The organism is Nocardia sienata NBRC 100364, from assembly GCF_001613205.1.
Classification (GTDB): domain Bacteria; phylum Actinomycetota; class Actinomycetes; order Mycobacteriales; family Mycobacteriaceae; genus Nocardia; species Nocardia sienata.
On record NZ_BDBX01000002.1, the window covers coordinates 138,328 to 155,312 of the forward strand.

General features: G+C 69.7%; 19 protein-coding genes. 10 read left to right on the forward strand and 9 right to left on the reverse strand.

From position 1 onward, the window contains the following. Window positions 1-4: 4 nt before the first annotated feature. Genes NS4_RS01075 through NS4_RS01100 form a run of 6 tightly spaced genes read left to right on the forward strand, consistent with a single transcriptional unit; the run spans window position 5 to window position 6,238 of the window. Window positions 5-820: an ABC transporter permease gene (locus tag NS4_RS01075; protein WP_063057590.1), complete on the forward strand. Its 816-nt coding sequence runs from the start codon at window positions 5-7 to the stop codon at window positions 818-820. Beyond that, window positions 817-1,029, forward strand: a complete 213-nt coding sequence (locus tag NS4_RS01080; protein WP_063057562.1) for a hypothetical protein — start codon at window positions 817-819, stop codon at window positions 1,027-1,029. Before NS4_RS01075 ends, NS4_RS01080 begins: the two co-directional genes overlap by 4 nt. Then, on the forward strand, window positions 1,026-2,654 hold the full coding sequence (locus NS4_RS01085; RefSeq protein ID WP_063057592.1) for a dipeptide ABC transporter ATP-binding protein: 1,629 nt from the start codon (window positions 1,026-1,028) through the stop codon (window positions 2,652-2,654). Before NS4_RS01080 ends, NS4_RS01085 begins: the two co-directional genes overlap by 4 nt. Then, complete coding sequence (locus NS4_RS01090) at window positions 2,654-3,766, forward strand: LLM class flavin-dependent oxidoreductase (protein ID WP_063057563.1); 1,113 nt, start codon at window positions 2,654-2,656, stop codon at window positions 3,764-3,766. Before NS4_RS01085 ends, NS4_RS01090 begins: the two co-directional genes overlap by 1 nt. Further along, window positions 3,744-5,108 (forward strand): NtaA/DmoA family FMN-dependent monooxygenase, encoded by a 1,365-nt coding sequence (locus NS4_RS01095; RefSeq protein ID WP_063057564.1) that lies wholly within the window; start codon window positions 3,744-3,746, stop codon window positions 5,106-5,108. Before NS4_RS01090 ends, NS4_RS01095 begins: the two co-directional genes overlap by 23 nt. Continuing rightward, window positions 5,105-6,238 carry an LLM class flavin-dependent oxidoreductase gene (locus tag NS4_RS01100; RefSeq protein WP_063057565.1) on the forward strand — a complete coding sequence of 378 codons (1,134 nt, stop codon included), beginning with the start codon at window positions 5,105-5,107 and terminating at the stop codon, window positions 6,236-6,238. Before NS4_RS01095 ends, NS4_RS01100 begins: the two co-directional genes overlap by 4 nt. Here NS4_RS01100 and NS4_RS33100 read toward each other — a convergent pair. Continuing rightward, on the reverse strand, window positions 6,180-6,476 hold the full coding sequence (locus NS4_RS33100; protein WP_245664939.1) for a hypothetical protein: 297 nt from the start codon (window positions 6,474-6,476) through the stop codon (window positions 6,180-6,182). The genes NS4_RS01100 and NS4_RS33100 overlap by 59 nt on opposite strands. A gap of 124 nt (window positions 6,477-6,600) precedes the next feature. On the opposite strand from NS4_RS33100, the gene NS4_RS01110 reads away from it, so the two are divergent. The 3 genes from NS4_RS01110 to NS4_RS01120 all read left to right on the forward strand — a co-directional run bounded on the left by NS4_RS01110 (window position 6,601) and on the right by NS4_RS01120 (window position 8,725). Next, the gene (locus NS4_RS01110; protein ID WP_084486492.1) at window positions 6,601-7,035 is read left to right on the forward strand and encodes a MarR family winged helix-turn-helix transcriptional regulator; all 435 of its coding nucleotides are present in this window, start codon (window positions 6,601-6,603) and stop codon (window positions 7,033-7,035) included. Window positions 7,036-7,194: 159 nt separating this feature from the next. Beyond that, complete coding sequence (locus NS4_RS01115) at window positions 7,195-7,668, forward strand: GNAT family N-acetyltransferase (protein ID WP_245664940.1); 474 nt, start codon at window positions 7,195-7,197, stop codon at window positions 7,666-7,668. A gap of 196 nt (window positions 7,669-7,864) precedes the next feature. Beyond that, a complete protein-coding gene (locus NS4_RS01120) occupies window positions 7,865-8,725 on the forward strand; it encodes an SDR family NAD(P)-dependent oxidoreductase (RefSeq protein ID WP_063057567.1) in 861 nt (286 codons plus the stop codon). A gap of 87 nt (window positions 8,726-8,812) precedes the next feature. Here the strand turns inward: NS4_RS01120 and NS4_RS01125 are convergent, their stop codons facing one another. The 8 genes from NS4_RS01125 to NS4_RS01160 all read right to left on the reverse strand — a co-directional run bounded on the left by NS4_RS01125 (window position 8,813) and on the right by NS4_RS01160 (window position 15,659). After that, window positions 8,813-9,235 carry a transcriptional regulator gene (locus NS4_RS01125; RefSeq protein WP_157105825.1) on the reverse strand — a complete coding sequence of 141 codons (423 nt, stop codon included), beginning with the start codon at window positions 9,233-9,235 and terminating at the stop codon, window positions 8,813-8,815. A gap of 85 nt (window positions 9,236-9,320) precedes the next feature. Beyond that, window positions 9,321-10,667, reverse strand: a complete 1,347-nt coding sequence (locus tag NS4_RS01130) for an LLM class flavin-dependent oxidoreductase (RefSeq protein WP_063057569.1) — start codon at window positions 10,665-10,667, stop codon at window positions 9,321-9,323. Next, the gene (locus tag NS4_RS01135) at window positions 10,664-11,410 is read right to left on the reverse strand and encodes an ABC transporter ATP-binding protein (protein WP_063057570.1); all 747 of its coding nucleotides are present in this window, start codon (window positions 11,408-11,410) and stop codon (window positions 10,664-10,666) included. The genes NS4_RS01130 and NS4_RS01135 overlap by 4 nt, the downstream gene beginning before the upstream one ends. Then, a complete protein-coding gene (locus tag NS4_RS01140; RefSeq protein ID WP_084486494.1) occupies window positions 11,386-12,246 on the reverse strand; it encodes an ABC transporter permease in 861 nt (286 codons plus the stop codon). Before NS4_RS01140 ends, NS4_RS01135 begins: the two co-directional genes overlap by 25 nt. Beyond that, on the reverse strand, window positions 12,246-13,331 hold the full coding sequence (locus tag NS4_RS01145) for an ABC transporter substrate-binding protein (RefSeq protein ID WP_174552051.1): 1,086 nt from the start codon (window positions 13,329-13,331) through the stop codon (window positions 12,246-12,248). Before NS4_RS01145 ends, NS4_RS01140 begins: the two co-directional genes overlap by 1 nt. A 169-nt stretch (window positions 13,332-13,500) precedes the next feature. After that, the gene (locus NS4_RS01150; protein ID WP_245664941.1) at window positions 13,501-15,144 is read right to left on the reverse strand and encodes an alkaline phosphatase D family protein; all 1,644 of its coding nucleotides are present in this window, start codon (window positions 15,142-15,144) and stop codon (window positions 13,501-13,503) included. A 48-nt stretch (window positions 15,145-15,192) separates the two neighbouring features. Continuing rightward, window positions 15,193-15,378, reverse strand: a complete 186-nt coding sequence (locus NS4_RS01155) for a hypothetical protein (RefSeq protein WP_063057571.1) — start codon at window positions 15,376-15,378, stop codon at window positions 15,193-15,195. A 92-nt stretch (window positions 15,379-15,470) separates the two neighbouring features. Next, on the reverse strand, window positions 15,471-15,659 hold the full coding sequence (locus tag NS4_RS01160) for a hypothetical protein (protein ID WP_063057597.1): 189 nt from the start codon (window positions 15,657-15,659) through the stop codon (window positions 15,471-15,473). 161 nt (window positions 15,660-15,820) lie between these two features. Here NS4_RS01160 and NS4_RS01165 point away from each other — a divergent pair, with 161 nt between their 5' ends. Then, on the forward strand, window positions 15,821-16,774 hold the full coding sequence (locus NS4_RS01165) for a DNA polymerase domain-containing protein (RefSeq protein ID WP_063057572.1): 954 nt from the start codon (window positions 15,821-15,823) through the stop codon (window positions 16,772-16,774). The last annotated feature ends 211 nt before the right edge of the window (window positions 16,775-16,985 follow it).

A 16,985-nucleotide genomic window follows, 5' to 3' on the forward strand; every position in this document is an offset into this window, starting at 1 on the left:
GAAGATCCGGACACCGCGCCGCGGGCGGACCGCGGCCGGTGTGGTGTTCTCCGGGGCGGTGCTGGTCCTGGTCCTCGGCTGGGCGACGGTGCCCGCCCTGTTCACCCGGGGCGACCCGCTGACCGGTGTACCGAGCGAGAAGTTCCGGGGCCCGAGCCCGCAGCACTGGTTCGGTACCGACAATCTGGGTCGCGACCTCTACACCCGGGTCGTGCACGCGGCCGCGCTGTCGCTGACCGCGACCGTGCTCGCCGTGGCGATCGGGCTGGTGGCCGGGTCGCTGCTCGGGGTGGTATCGGGTGTGGTGGGCGGAACCCTGGACAGCATCGTCATGCGCGGTGTCGATGTGCTGCTGTCGATTCCGGAACTGCTGGTCTCGCTTGCCCTGGTGACGGTGCTCGGTTTCGGCACCGGCAATGTCGCGCTCGCCGTCGGTGTCGCGCTCATCGCACGGTTCGCCCGGGTGATGCGCGCCGAGGTGCTACGGGTGCGGCAGGCGCCGTACGTGGAGGCCGCCCGCGCCTGCGGGGTGCGCTGGTACGGGGTGCTCTTCCGGCACGTCCTGCGCAATTCCTACGCGCCGGTCGCCGCGCTGGCCGCTGTCGAGTTCGGTCTCGCGGTGCTGGCCGTGTCGTCGCTGAGTTTTCTCGGCTACGGTGCCGCGCCACCGACGCCGGAATGGGGATCGCTGATCTCGGAGGGACGCAACTATCTCGCCACCGCCTGGTGGCTGACCACGTTACCCGGCCTGGTCATCGTCGCGGTGGTGCTCGCCACCCAGCGCCTGGGCCGGGGCTTCGCTCAGGAGGGACTGCGGTGACACGTTACGAAGTCGCCCGTGCACGGACCGGTCACCACCCCGCCCGTGCGTGGACCGGCCGCGAAGCGGCGCCCGCCGGACCGGAACCCGGCGATCCGCTGGTGGCCGCGGCGCGGCGGATCCGCGGATTCCTACGCGCCGGCTGGCGCTTCCAGCGCGGGCTGGCCGAACAGCAGCCGCGACTCTTCCTGACCGGGTGGTCGCTGTGAACGCGACCGGGGACCCGCTGCTACAGGTCGAGGATCTGGTGGTCGAGTACCGCACCGCCGCGGCGTCGACCACCGCGGTCGACGGAATATCCCTCACGATCGGCACCGGGGAGACGGTCGCCGTGGTCGGGGAGTCCGGGTCGGGCAAATCCAGCCTGGCCCACGCGGTGATCGGGCTGTTGAGCGGTGCCGGAGCGATCACCGCGGGCAGCGTGACCTTCGCCGGAGAGCGGCTCGACCGGCTACCGGCCCGCGGCTGGCGGCGGATCCGCGGCGCCCGGATCGGTTTGGTGCCGCAGGATCCCGCGGTTTCGCTGAACCCGGTGCTGCGCATCGGTGACCAGGTCGCCGAAACGCTGCGGATCCACGGCCGCGCGGACCGGCGCACCGCCCGCGGAGAGGTGATCCGGATCCTCACCGAGGCCGGAATCGATCGCCCGGCCCTGCGGGCCCGGCAGTTCCCGCAGGATCTGTCGGGTGGCCAGCGCCAGCGGGTCCTGATCGGGATCGCCCTGGCCTGCGGCCCGAGCCTGGTCATCGCCGACGAACCGACCAGCGCGCTCGACGTCACCGTACAGCGACGAATCCTCGACCATCTGGCCGGTCGCACCGCCGAATCGGGTACCGCGGTCCTGCTGATCACCCACGATCTGGGTGTCGCCGCCGACCGCGCCGACCGGATCGTGGTGATGCGGCACGGCCGGATCGTGGAATCCGGTACCGCTGCCGAAGTGTTCACCGAGCCGCGCCACGAGTACACCCGCCGACTGCTGGCCGCCGCCTCGGGAACGGGCCGGCCGCGCCGACTCGAACGTGCCCCCGCCGCCGCACCGCTGTTGTCGGCCCACGGTCTGCACAAATCCTTCCGGGTGGGGCGCGGTACCACGCTCGCGGCCGTCACCGATGTCTCGCTGACCGTCGATCGCGGCGAAACCCTGGCGATCGTCGGCGAATCCGGTTCCGGCAAGTCCACGACCGCGCGGATGATCGCCCGGCTGGAGCGGCCCGACCGCGGCACCGTGGAATTCGACGGCACCGATATCGGCGGGCTGCGCGGGGCCCGGCTGCGGGAGTGGCGGCGGCGCGTCCAGATCGTGTATCAGAACCCGTACGCCTCGCTGAACCCGAAACTGAGCGTCGGCGCCATCGTCGCCGAACCATTGCGGGCCTTCGGGATCGACGACCGATCGACCCGCGGCGACCGGGTCGCCGAACTGCTCGACCAGGTCGCGCTGCCGGTCTCCGCCGCGCACCGCCGCCCCGCCGAATTGTCGGGCGGGCAGCGCCAGCGGGTGGCCATCGCCCGCGCCCTGGCCCTGCGCCCGGATCTGGTGATCCTCGACGAACCGGTGTCCGCGCTGGATGTCTCGGTGCAGGAACAGATCCTGAGCCTGCTCGACGCGCTGCAGACCGAACTGTCGCTGAGCTATCTGTTCGTCTCCCACGATCTCGCGGTGGTTCGCGGGATGAGCGATCGGGTGGCGGTCATGCGGCAGGGCCGCATCGTGGAGACGGGCCGGACCGCGGAGATCTTCGAAGCGCCGCGGCACGAGTTCACCCGGGAACTGCTGCTGGCGGTGCCGGGGGGCGCGCGCCCGCACCGGCCGAGAGAAAGGACCGCCTGATGACGCAGGTATCGCCCCTGCTGTTCGCCGTCGAATTGGCCGGTACCGGTGCGCATACCGCGTCCTGGCGGCGGGCGGACTCGCGGGCCGAGGACCTCTTCACCGCCGGGTACTGGATCGACGCGGCGGCCGCCGTGGACCGGGCCGGCCTGGATCTGGTCTTCCTACCGGATTCGTTCGCCCTGCAATCGGGCGGCGCCCGGGGACGGCTCGAGGCGGTCGGTATCGCCGCCCGGGTGGCGACGTCCACCACCCGGCTCGGCGTGATCCCGCAGGCCCCGGTCACCCATACCGAACCGTTCCATCTGTCGAAAGCGCTCGCGAGCCTCGACTTCGCGACCTCCGGCCGCGCGGGCTGGGAGGTGACGGTTTCGCCGGGCGCCGAGCAGGCCCGCTTGTTCGGCCGCAAAGCCGAGCAGTCCGAGGATTCGCTGTGGCACGAAGCCGGCGAGGCGATCGAGGTGGTCACCCGGTTGTGGGACAGCTGGGAGGACGACGCGGAGCTCCGCGACGGTGCCACGGGCCGGTTCATCGACCGCGACAAACTGCACTACATCGATTTCGCCGGAGACAACTTCTCGGTGAAGGGCCCGTCGATCACGCCGCGCCCACCGCAGGGGCAGCCGCTGATCGCGGTGCGCGCCTCGGGTCCGCACGCGACCCGGACAGCGGTGCGGTACGCCGATCTCATCCGGATCACCGCCCCGGACCCGGCCACCGCCGCCCAGACCCGGTCGGTCCTGCGTTCCGCGGTGGCGGCGGCCGGTCGCGATCCCGGGCAGGTGCGGGTGCTGCTCGATCTCGAGGTCCATCTCGCGTCGACGGTGGCGCTGGCCGCGCGGGAGGTGGCCGAACTGGAGGAGTGGATGGCCACCGCCGGTCCGCACGGTCTTCGCCATGTGGGGACCATCGACACCTTGCGGGAGCTGGCCGAGCAGGTGCAGCGGGAATGCGCCGCGGACGGGATCGTGCTGCGACCGTTGGCCCTCGCCCCGTTCCTGGACCGGCTCCCGGCCCCGCTCACCACCCTCCGCGGCAGGCTCGGCCTGCCGCGTCCGCACAACCGCTACGCGACCGAACGGGGCCGATATGCCGAAGACGCAGTCGGGTAAGCAGATCCATCTCGCCGCCCATTTTCCGGGCGTCAACAACACCACCGTCTGGACCGATCCGGAATCCGGTAGCCAGATCGACTTCGAATCCTTCGTCCACCTGGCCCGGACGGCCGAACGCGGACTGTTCGATTTCTTCTTCCTCGCCGAAGGTCTGCGGCTGCGCGAGCACCGCGGCCGGATCCACGACCTGGACGTGGTCGGCCGCCCCGATACGTTCACGGTGCTCAACGCCCTCGCCGGGGTCACCGACCGGCTGGGCCTGGCGGGCACCATCAATACGACCTTCAACGAGCCGTTCGAGCTGGCCAAGCAGTTCGCGACCCTCGACCACCTGTCCGGTGGGCGGGCCGCCTGGAACGCGGTCACCTCCTCCGACGCGTTCACCGGCGAGAACTTCCGCCGCGGCGGGTACCTCGAGCACGCCCAGCGGTACACGCGGGCCGCGGAGGTGGTCGCGGCGACCCGCACGCTGTGGGACAGCTGGCCCGCCGACGCGCTCGTCGTCGACCGGGAACAGGGCGTGTTCACCACCGCTGTCCCCGAATTCCGTTATCGCAGCAGTCAGTTCGATATCGAAGGCACCTTCGTACTCCCGCGCAGCCCGCAGGGCCATCCGGTGCAGTTGCAGGCCGGGGATTCCGAGGAGGGCCGGGAATTCGGCGCCGCCACCGCGGACGCGATCTTCAGCCGGCACGGCGAACTCGAAGCGGGACAGCAGTTCTACGCCGATATGAAGGCCCGGCTCGCCAAATACGGCCGCCACCGCGACGACCTGCTGATCCTGCCCGCGGCCACCTTCGTTCTCGGCGACAACCGCGCCGACGCCGAGGAACGCGCCCAGCACATCCGGCGGCAGCAGGTCGGCCCGCAGACCGCCATCGCCTTCCTGGAACAGGTGTGGGGCCGCGACCTGTCCGCCTACGACCCCGACGGCCCACTGCCCGATATCGAACCGCTCGACGATGTGACCATCACCCGGGGCCGGGTGCGCCACGCCAGGGACCCGAGGGCGGTGGCCGCGCAGTGGCGGGCCCGGGCCGAAGCGGAGAACCTGACGATCCGCGAGCTGATCATCGAGGTCACCGCACGCCAGCAGTTCGTCGGGGCACCGGCGGAGGTCGCCGCCGAAATCGACCGCTACGTCCAAGAGGACGCCGCCGACGGGTTCATCCTGGTACCCCACCTCACTCCGGCCGGGCTGGACGAATTCGTCGACACGGTGATCCCGGAACTACAGGACCGCGGCACCTATCGCACCGAGTACACCGGTACGACCCTGCGTGAGCATCTGGGCCTGCGCCATCCCCATCGAGCCGACGAGAAAGCACGCGCATCATGACGGTACCCCTGTCCGTTCTGGACCTGTCGCCGATCAGCACCGGATCCACCGCCCGGCAGGCGATCCGGAACACCATCGACCTCGCCCGGCACGCCGAGGCGTGGGGTTACCGGCGGTTCTGGGTGGCCGAACACCATTTCGTCGCCGTCGCCTCCTCGGCGCCGACCGAACTGATCGCCCTCATCGCCGGGGCCACCGAGACCATCCGCGTCGGTTCGGCCGCGGTCCAGGCCGGGTACCGCACGTCGGCCTCGGTCGTCGAATCGTTCGGCACCATCGACGCCCTGTACCCCGGGCGGCTCGATCTGGGGCTGGGTCGTTCGGCACATCGGATCGGAGCGCTCCGGTCCGCAACCGCCCCGGCCACGCCCGCCCCGCGACGTCCGACCGAGGTACGCGACGGAGTGGTGGTCCCACCGCCTTTCGCGCCCGACCGGATTCGCGATACCACCCGGCTGGTGGCCTCGCTGGAAGCGCTGCGGCTACCGGGCGCCGAACCGCTCGACTACACCCGGCAGGTCGAGGAGATCCGCGCGCTGCTCGCCGGTACCTATTCGACCGCCGACGGCGTCGACCTGCACGCCGTGCCCGGTGAGGGCGCCGGGGTCGAACTGTGGTTGTTCGGCAGCAGCGGCGGCGAAAGCGCCCGGCTGGCCGGTTCACTCGGCCTGCCGTTCGTGGCGAATTACCACGTCTCCCCGGGGACGGTTCTGGAAACCGTTGAGGCCTACCGGACGGCGTTCCGTCCCTCACCGCGCTACCCGGAACCGTACCTGGTGGTTTCGGCCGATGTCGTGGTCGCCACGCAGGAGGCAACCGCTCGCCATCTGGCCTCCACCTACGGCCATTGGGTGGCCAGTATCCGCAGTGGCGCGGGGGCCGCGGAATACCTCGACCCCGAAACCGCGCCACCGCTGACCGACGAGCAACTGCGGCTGGTCGACGACCGGGTGAAGACCCAATTCGTCGGAACCCCCGCCTCGGTCGCCGCACGCCTGACCGCCCTGCGCGATCTCACCGGCGCCGACGAACTCGTCATCACCAGTGTCACCCACCGGCACGAGGACCGCCTCACCTCGCACCGTCTCCTGGCCGAGGAGTGGGGTCTGAGCAGCGCTCGCACCGCATAGCTGCGCCGGTCGGGCCCAGCAGGCCCCGAGGGATGCCCGGTGATCCACCGGTCCTCCTCGAATACGAGAAGGCGCGCGATATCGGCGGGTTCGCCGATTCGGCCCATCGGGATCGTCGCGGCGATCTGTCTACCTGCCCGACCTCCGCGGCGGCCGGCGCGTCGGTGCGTACGGCGCCGGGTAGCACACTGTCGACCGTGATCGCGCGTGAGGCGAGTTCGCGGGCGAGTACCCGCACCAGCTGTTCGGATGCGGCCTTGCCGGCCGCGTAGAGCCCTGAGCCGGGCCGGTGTCGGTGGATAGTCCATATACTCGACCAACTATCGCGCCTCGTCGACCGTCGATCATCTAAACTGCTCGTCGTGGCAGTGAACGATCACGACCTGGTTGCCGCCCTCGGCGGGCTCTACCGTGAGGTGAACGCGTTCTATGGGGCGATAGCCCGCGAATTCGGCCTCACCGCCCAGCAGATCGCGCTGCTCTGCCTGGTCCAGGCCCAACATCCGACATTCGGCGAGCTCGCGGCGGCGCTCGGATGCGACAAGACCAATATCACCGGCATGGTGGACCGGCTGGAACGCCGCGGTTACGTTGCGCGGCAACCCGATCCCGCCGACCGCCGGATCAGCCGCGTTGCGCCGACTTCCGCGGGGGTGGCGATCGGCGCGGATATCCAGGCGGCCATCGCCGGGAAACTCGCCGCCACCCTGCCGCATGTCGCGCGGATCGAACTCGCCACCGCCGCAGCCGATCTGGTCGCCGCACTGTCCGACCGCGGCGGAGCGCGCCAGATATAGTTGCCCGGGACGTTGTGGCCGGGGGACGTGAGCGGTTCCGAAAACTCCAGCCGCGTCGGCGGCCGGCCCGGGAATCTGTAGAACCTGAGTGACCTCCGCCGTTACCGGCCCGGCAAAAGCATTTGTATAGAACGCTTTCTGCAGCCAAGGTTGTTCGCTGTGACTACTCCTGCCGCTCCCCATCTGTCCGAACCCGCCGCTCCGAGCATCCGCCCCTACCGCCCCGAGGACGAGGAAGCTGTTGTCGGGCTCTGGAGCCGCGCCGCCCGTATCGCCCATCCCTTCATTCCGAACGAAGGTACCGGGACGCGCGAGCGCAAGCTTCGGGAGATCTACCTCGTCCAGGCCGACAACTGGGTCGCCGAGACCCCCAGCGGCGACGTGGTTGGGTTGTTGGGACTGCTGGGTGCCGAGATCGGCGGCCTGTTCGTCGACCCGGCGGCGCAGAAATCGGGCATCGGACGGCAACTGGTCGCGCACGCTCTCCGTCTGCACGGCACAGTGACCCTCGACGTTTTCGAACTCAACACCGCCGCGCGCGCCTTCTACGCCCGCCTGGGTTTCCGGGAAATAGGCCGTCACCCCGAAGCGGATACGGGCTTTACCGCCATCACCCTCGAACTCACCGCCTGACCTCGCTCACCCCTCTCGACAGGCCTGGCGAAATCCTGGACAGCGACTCTCGGCGTGCGCCCGGAGCGGCGCCGGTGCGGGCCGCCACCTTCCCGGCCACCGGGAAGGACTCTGCGGGACTCCCGGCCGGTCCGGTTCAGTAGCGGAATATGTCACACGATGCGCTGTGTGATTGGTCGGGCAGTGGAGGGAGTCGATGGTGGGTCCGGAACGAATCGTGGTGGTTACCGGTGCCAGTCGCGGCGCGGGCAAAGGAATCGCGTTGGCCCTGGGTGAAACCGGGGCAACGGTCTACGTCACCGGGCGGACGCGGAATGAAGGGGACGCACCGCTGCCGGGCACGGTGTTCGCGACCGCCGAGGAGATCACCCGCCGCGGCGGCCGAGGCGTGCCGGTCGTGCTCGACCATCGGGACGATGCGCAGGTCGAGGCCTTTTTCGAAGGCCTTCGTGACGAACACGGCCGCCTCGACATCCTGGTCAACAACGCCTTCGCGGTGCCCGAAGGCCTGACCGACAAGGGGCCGTTCTGGGAGAAGCCGCTGACGCTGCTCGACCTGTTGGACGTCGGTATGCGCTCGAGCTACGTCACGAGCTACTACGCCGCACCGTTGCTGGTGGCCAATGGTGGCGGGTTGATCGTGAACACTTCGTCGTTCGGCGGCACCTGCTACATGCACGGGCCCGCCTACGGTGCGGGCAAGGCGGCGGTGGACAAGATGGCGCACGATATGGCCGTCGATTTCCGTCCGTGGAATGTAGCGGTGGTCTCGATCTGGATGGGTCTGCTCACGACCGAACGCACGCTCGCCGGATTCGCCGCGAATCCGGGCGCATACGACGGGCTCGCCGCGACCGCCGAGTCGCCGGAGTTCACCGGCCGCGTCATCGACGCCCTCGCGCGCGATCCGGAATTGATGAACCGTACCGGTCGGGTGCTCATCGGTGCGGAGATCGCGCAGGAACTGGGCGTCGAGGACACGCGGGGACAGCGCCCGCCGTCGCACCGCCCGTTCCTCGGTGACCCTCCGGTGTTCTCCGATGCGGTCATCGACTGAACGCGCCACCACCACAATTCGTTCATCACCTCGGAGCGGGCAACGCTGATCGGCCGGCAACAGCCCCGCGCGTCGGGAGGGGGGCCTTCACGGGCCTTCGCGGGGACGGTCGAGCCCGGCAACGCGCAGCTGCTGTTGCAGTTCGTGGTCGTTCAAGGCGGCGAGATAGGTGTTGTAGGCCGTGGTCGCCGGATCGGTTTCGACGATGATTCCGACGTGGCCGGGCAGCAACCCAGGGGGTAGCTCCCGTGCCGCGGAAGCTTTCAGGTGTGCCGCCGCCGAGTCGGCGTCACCAGTGACGGATCGTTCCAGGCGTCGGAGAGCCAGACCCGCGACCAGCAGAAACAGGCCGAATATGGGCCACAGCAGCGCATAGCCGATATTGTGGTCGACGCCGCTCGCATTGCCGAGCCGGGTCCACTGCCACGCGCCCACCGCAACGCACCCGGCCGCCGCCACGGTCAGTAATGCCCAGGACAGCACCGATCGTGCAGAGGAACGACTCGCCACCCCCCATTTCTACTACAGGGCGTAGCACAACTGTTCCGTGGCCTCACACGTTCACAACCGCACGGGGGAACCACAGCCGGCGCCGCTACCCGGCCACCGGTTGCGGCGCGTAACGGCTTGCCGGTTTGGGGAGCCCGAAATGGTCGCGCAGGGTGGTGCCGGTGTACTCGGTCCGGAACAGCCCGCGCTGCCGCAGGATCGGGACCACTGTTTCGGCGAAGATCTCCAGGCCGCCGGGGTAGTAGGGCGGCATCACGTTGAAACCGTCCGCGGCACCGGAGCGGAACCACTCCTCGATGGTGTCGGCCACCTGCTCGGGGGTGCCCGCGAAGACCCGGTGCCCGCGCGCCCCCGCCAGCCGGTGCAGCAGACCGCGCAGGGTTGGTCGTTCCCGCTGAACGATCCCGGCCACCACCTGCCGCCGGCTCGCCGCATTGTCGGTGACTTCACCGGCGTCGGCGAACAATTCGACCGGCACCGGTTCGTCCAGTTCCAGATGCCGCAGTGATTCGTGGGCCAGCGATTCCAGCTGCTCGAGGCCGTACTCGGGCACGGTGAGCTCGTTGAACTCCCGTTCCAGCTGTTTCGCCGCCGACTCGGTACCCGCGATGAACGGACTGATCCCGGGCAGGATTTTCACCTGATCGGGTGCGCGGCCGAAATCCGCCGCCCGCTGTTTGATATCGCGGTAGAAGGTCTGGGCGTCGCTGAGCCGCTGATGCGCGGTGAAGATCGCCTCGGCGTACCGCCCGGCGAAGGCGCGGCCGTCGTTGGACGCGCCCGCCTGCACCAGGACCGGATACCCTTGCGGTGTGCGGGCCGAATTGAACGGTCCGCGCACGCGCAGGTGTTCGCCCGCGAAATCGATGGGATGGATCTTGTCCGGGTCCGCGTACCGGCCGGCGGCGCGGTCCAGCAGGATGGCGTCGTCCTCCCAGCTGTCCCACAGCGCGGTGACCGCGTCGACGAATTCGCGGGCCCGCGCATAGCGTTCGGTGTGATCGGGATGGCGGTCCAGCCCGAAATTGGCGGCGGCCAGATCGGTGCCGGTGGTGACGATGTTCCAGCCCGCCCGGCCGCCGGAGATATGGTCCAGCGAAGAGAACAGCCGGGCCAGATTGTAGGGCTCGTAGTAGGTGGTGGAAGCCGTGGCGATCAGACCCAGATGCGTGGTCGCCGCGGCGATCGCGGTGAGCAACGTGATGGGTTCGAGGCCGGGAGCGGCGTTGTAGGCCACATTGGTGCGCAGCGCCGGTCCGTCGGCGAAGAACACCGCGTCGAAGGTGGCGGCCTCGGCGGTCCGGGCGATCTCCTGGTAGTAGCGGACATCGTAGATCCGGTCGGGGCGGCTGGCCGGGTGGCGCCAGGCCGCCTCGTGGTGCCCGGCGGGGTAGATGAACGCGTTGAGACTCAGCCGGCGTGGTTCGGTCATCGTGCATCGTCCTCGTACTGAGTGGGTTCGGTGGAGACACCGAGCGCGGTCAGGAGTTGTTCGCGGTAGTGGGCGACGGCGGGATCGCCGTGGCGGCGCGGGCGGGCCCGCTCGATGGACAGGTCGACGGCGATGTGGCCCTCATCGAGGACGAGCACTCGGTCGGCGAGCAGCACCGCCTCGTCCACATCGTGCGTGACCAGTAGCACCGCCGGGCGGTGCCGGGCGCAGAGATCCTGTAGCAGCCTGTGCATCCGGATCCGGGTGAGCGCGTCCAGCGCGCCGAACGGTTCGTCGGCGAGCAGCAGCGCCGGTTCGCGGACCAGGGAACGGGCCAGCGCCACCCGCTGCTGTTCGCCGCCGGACAGTTCCCGGGGCCAGGCCTTCTCCCGGCCGGCCAGGCCGACCTCGGCCAACGCGTCCCGGCCACGCTGCGCGGCGCCGGGACCGCTCAGACCGAGCGTGACGTTGTCGAGCACTTTGATCCACGGCAGCAGCCGGGAATCCTGGAACACCACCGACCGCTCCCGGGGAACGGTCAGTTCACCGTCGCCGGCGACATCGTGGTCCAGTTGGCCGAGTGCCCGCAGCAGGGTGCTCTTACCGGAACCGCTGCGGCCCAGCAGCGCCACGAACTCGCCCCGCGCGATATCGAGATCCACCCCGCGCAGCACGATCCGGTCGCCGAACCCGCGCCGCAGCGCGCGGGCCCGTACGGTCAGTCCGACAGTGTCTGTCGCCATGCCAGCGCCCTCCGTTCCAGCGCGCGGACGGCCAGGTCACCGAAAAGACCCAGCAGCCCGTAGATCACCAGTCCCACCACGATCACGTCGATCTGCCCGTAGGTGCGGGCCTGGGTCATGAGATAGCCGATACCGCTGGTGGCGTTCACCTGTTCGACCACCACCAGGGCAAGCCAGGAGATGGTGACCGCCAGCCGCAGTCCGGTGAAGAATCCCGGCAGTGAACCGGGCAGCGCGACCCGGCGGATAAAACCCCACCGGGACAGGCCGACCGTCTGCGCCAGCTCCACATACCGTGCGTCGACTCCGCGCAGGGAGGCGTGCGTGTTGATGTACACCGGCACCAGCACACTGGCGGTGATGACGATCAGCTTCATCTCCTCGCCGATCCCGAACCACACGATGAACAGCGGGATCAGCGCGAGGGTCGGAATGGAGCGTTTGATCTGTACCGGGCCGTCGACCAGCGCTTCGCCGATCCGGCTCAGCCCGGAGACCAACGCGAGCACCACACCGATCGACACTCCGAGTACGAGACCGATCGCGGCGCGCTGCAACGAGGTGAGCAGATTGGACTGCAGGGTGCCCGCGGCGATCAGATCACCCGCGGTCCGGGCCACATCCCACGGCGCCGGCAGCGTTTCGGCATCGAGCGCGCCGGACAGCGAACCGATCACCCAGGCGGCCAGCAGCAGTACGGGGCCCAGCGCGAAACCGAACGGGATCGGCCGCCCGGGCCCGAGACGGACGTGGCGCCCGGTCCGAGCGGACCGGGCCGGTGGTGCGAGCGGGGCGGAATCCGCCCGTGCGCCCGCAGGGATATCCAAGGTGGCCACTACTGTGCCTCCCGTTCGAATCGTGCGCCGACGGCGGGCACGGTTTCGCTGATCACCTGGTCGAACCGGGTGTCGAAACCGTCCGCGGCCTCGACCTTGCGCGGCAGCTGACCGGCCGCGTCGATGACATCGATGGTCGCCTGCTGCGCGTCGATCAGCTTCTGATCCAGATGGGGGAAGGTGAACTCCCCGAGTGAATCGACGATCCGGCCGGCATCGTCGGCGCTGAGCTTCTGATTCTCGATGTAGTAGATCCGGGCCCACTCGTCCTGGTGCGTATTGGTCCAGTGGAACGCCCGCACAAAGGCCCCGACCAGGGCGCGCAGCGCGGCGGACTTCGCCGGATCCTGGGTCGCTTCCCGCCGGGAGTACAGATAGCCCAGGCCGTAATAGATACCGGTGGTTTCCGAATCGGCGATCACGGTCGCGCCCGGAGTCCGCAGGAACCGGGTGAGCCGCGGCTCGTTCAGCGGCGCGATATCGACCTGCCCGGTGCGGACCGCATCATTGAAATCGGCCAGCTGTAGCCGCACCAGCTCGACATCGGATGTGGTCAGACCGGCCTTGTCCAGTGCCCGCAACACCGCCGCCTGTTGAGCCGTCCCTTCGGCATAGGCGATCTTCTTACCCTTCAGATCGGTCAGCCGGGTCGCCGTGACACCCGGCGCGACAGCGAGTTTTATCCCCGCCGGATCGGTCTGATAGGCCGCGATGATCGGCACATCCTGGCCGGCGGCGAGGGCATGGATCGGCGGCACATCACCCACCGGCGCCACATCGGCCGCCCCCGCCCGGAACGCCTCCAGGATCTCCGGGCCGCCGATGAAATTCGCGAACTCCACCGTGAACGGCAGTTTCTCCAGTTCACCGGAGGCGCGCAGCGCCGTCTGGAAACGTTCCTGCTGGTCGGCGACCACCAGGGTGGTGCCCGGCGGAACCTCGGTGGGCAGCGGCGTATCGAGCGCGGCGCCACCGGGCCCGTCACTGCTGTTGCACCCGGTCACCATCCCGGCAGCGGCGGCGACGAGAAGCATCGCGACCGACCGGAGTCGCAAACGTGCGGCGAGAGAACGAGTCTGGTGCATAGCGGCATTGAAACAACGCCACGGTCATGAGGGAATGATTAATAAGACGGTGATCCGAACTGTGTCCATCTGTGCCGCCTCCGGAGCCGCGGAATCGGATCGGGCTCCGACCACGGAGGCCGACCGTCCGAGTGGACGGTCGAAGCGATCCCTGGTTCCTGTCGACGGATCACCGGCCCGGCCGGAGGCGGCCGCCATGCGGTAGCTCCCAGGCGGCCGCTGCTCGGACGCCGGTGTGTGCGTCGGTGACATCGCCGACGTAGTACCACTCCATCCGTACCCGGTCGGGTACGAGTTCGACCACGCCGTAGCCGTGGGAATCGAGCTCGGTGTAGTGGATGTGCCGGTTGAGCGCCCGCACCGAATCCTCCAGCGCGACCGAACCGGTGCGCGGCGGGGTCGGCAGCATATCCCCGATCCCGGTGGAGGTCACCGACGGGACCACGAATTCGGCTCCGGCGGTGGGGCCGGCCGGGTAGTGCGCGGCGTCGAGCGGGACATCGGAGGCCCAGGAGCTGTGGATATCGCCGGTGAGGAAGACGACGTCGCCGACGCCGCGGTCGGTGAGGGCCTGGAGGAGGCGGCGGCGGTCGGCGGGGTATCCGTCCCACTGGTCGGTGTTGAGCACCAGACCCTCGCGGGGGATACCGAACACTTCGGTGACCGCCGCGGTGGTCTCGGGGTCCAGCGGTGGGAACGCCAGCGGCGCGATCATGACCGAATTGCCGACCACCTGCCAGCGAGCGGCGCCGGAAACCAATCCCGCGGTGAGCCATTCCATCTGGCGCGCCCCGGTCATCGTGCGCGCCGGGTCGTCACCCTCCCGGGTGCCGAGTTCGGGTTGCCTGTCCCGGTAGCTGCGTAGATCCAGCATGGACAGTTCGGCGAGGGTGCCGAACCGCAGCCGGCGGTAGATCCGGGTCTCCCCGGCCGTGGTCTCCAGCCGGACCGGCATCCATTCCGCGTACGCGCGGATCGAGGCGGCGCGCCGATCCGACCAGCTGCCCTCGGACGCGGGGTCGTGGTTCTCCGCGCCGCCGGACCAGGCGTTGTTCGCGGATTCGTGGTCGTCCCAGGTGCAGATGAACGGCACCCGCGCGTGCAGGGCCATGAGATCGGGGTCGGTTTTGTACTGTCCGTGCCGGATCCGGTAATCGGCGAGCGAGACGATCTCGTGCACCGGCTGGTGCTGCCGGACCGCCCCGGCGCGGCCCTCGAAAGATCCGGAGCGGTATTCGTAGAGGTAGTCGCCCAGATGGACGACGGCGTCGAGATCGTCACGGGCGGCGAGGTGGCGGTAGGCGGCGAAATAGCCCGCTTCCCAGTTGGCGCACGAGACCACACCGAACCGCAGGCGGTCGGGGGAGTCCGCGTCGGCCGGGGCGGTGCGGGTCCGGCCGGTCGGCGACGTCGCACCGAGGGCATGGAACCGGTAGTGGTAGTCGCGCGCCGGGGCCAGACCGCGTACGTCCACCTTCGCCGTGTGATCGGCGTCCGCGTCCGCGGTGAGCGAGCCGGCGACCACCGTGGTGAATCCGGCGTCCTCGGCGACTTCCCAGCGGACCGTGGCCGGGGCGCCGATTCCCGACCCCGGCAGGGCCCGCGGCCCGACGGTCACCCGGGTCCAGAGCACGACGCCGTCGGGCAGCGGATCACCGGAGGCGACGCCGTGCCCGAACACCGGACTCTCCGCAGACGCGGCCGGTGCCGGTAACGCGGCCGCCGCGGCGGTCACCGACCCCGCGCGCAGTACGGTCCGGCGGTCCAGTACAGCCGGGACCCCGATATTCGAAACGCTGCCGTTTCCGCTCACGCTTTCCGATCACAGCCGATCGAGCGGAAATCGGCAAGTCGGGAAACCTCAGGCGGCGTCCGCATCCCGCCGGCGGAGTTCGAAGATCACCCGGCGCGCGAGATAGCCGGCCGCCCAGGGGGCGAATTCGCGGGCGATCCAGGCGCCGTGCCGGTCGTCGAGGCCGAGGAGTCGGCAGGCGTGTCGCAGGTCCTCACGCATCCACAGGGTGTCGCGCTGGGTGGTGTCGCTCATGGCTGCTCCGATGTGCCGGGAATTGGTGAAAGCGCGTCGTCCGGACATCGTCATTGCGGCACCGGATGTTTCGCGGACCGGCCCGCACGCCACTACCGGCGGGTGTCGAATTCCTGGTGTTTCGGGTGTTTCTGCTTACGGCGGTACTGCTTACCCGACGGGATCGGCCGGGCGGCGTTCGACGAGCGCCGGGCGTGCCGGCGCCGCCAGCCGGTCAGGTCCGGGCGTTCCTCGGGTGGTCGGGAGTCGGGCGGAGTCGGTATCGGGGTTCGTGGTGGCACACGGCAACGATCCGGATCGTGCGCACCATGCGCAACCGAAATATGGTCCGGTGCGCCGCTGTGGCCGCCCGGTGCCGGGATCGCCGCCGCGGTGTGTCCGGGTGCCGCCACGGTGGCGGCGCGTGGTTGACCCCGGTGCGGCCGGCGGGCATGGTGAGGCCATGACCAGTGACGAGGTTCGCCGCGGGGTTCCGGTGACGAATCCGGACCAGCCGCTGTTCGACGGCGCCGAGGCGACCAAGCGAGACCTGCTGGACTATTTGGAGGCGGTCGGGGAACGCCTCGTGCGGGTACTGCGGGACCGCCCGCTGTCGGTGGTCCGCGTCCGGCCGGGGCAGGAGCCGTTCATGCAGAAGAACCTGCCGAAGTACACCCCCGAGTGGGTCCGGCGGACAACGGTCTGGGCGGAGAGTTCGCGGCGCGAGATCTCCTATGCGCTGTGCGACGATATGCCGACCCTGCTCTGGTTCGGTAACCAGCGCGCTGTCGAATACCACCCGACGCTGGTCACCGCCGATCCCGGTCCGGGGCCGACGCATCTCGTTCTCGACCTCGATCCGTCACCCGGGCAGACCTTCCGGCACGCGGCCGCGGCGGCGCGGCTGATCCGGGCGGCATTGACGGATGCCGGATTGGCCGGTGCGGTGAAGACCAGCGGCGCCAAGGGCGCCCATGTGTTCGTGCCGGTCGCATCGGGTACCCGCCACGAGGACGCCGCCGCGGCGACGCGGGCGATCGCCGCCAGGGCCGAGCGCCTCGATCCCGGTTTCGCCACCACCGCGTTCATCAAGGAAGACCGCGGGGGCAAGGTCTTCCTCGACCCGACACGTACCGGCGGCGCGACCGTCGTCGCGGCCTACAGTCCGCGGATCCGTCCCCGTGTTCCCGTATCGTTCCCGCTCGCCTGGTCCGAGCTGGACGAGGTGACGCCGGCGGACTTCACGATGCGGACGGTACCGGACCTGTTGGCCGATGATGACCCCTGGTCGGCCGCCATGCCCGACCCGCAGGCGCTTCCGGCCGATCTGGTCGCGGAAGGCCATACCATCCCGATCCCCCGGGTCCAGGCGATGCACGAGGGCAAACGGCGCGCCCGTGCCCGCCGGGCCACCTGACAGCGCCCCCTCGCGGACAGGGACCGGCGACCGCGGAAGCGAGCCGCCGCGGCGTACCGGATACCTCGCGGGCGGGCGGGAATCCGTGCGAGGATCGACACGGGCGTAGCGGCATCCCGGCCCGCCGCCGGCAGCGGGTAGGACGGCGCAATGTACTGGGTGGCGGGTGTTTTCGCGGTCCTGCTGGCCGGTTGTGCCGACCGGTACGGAT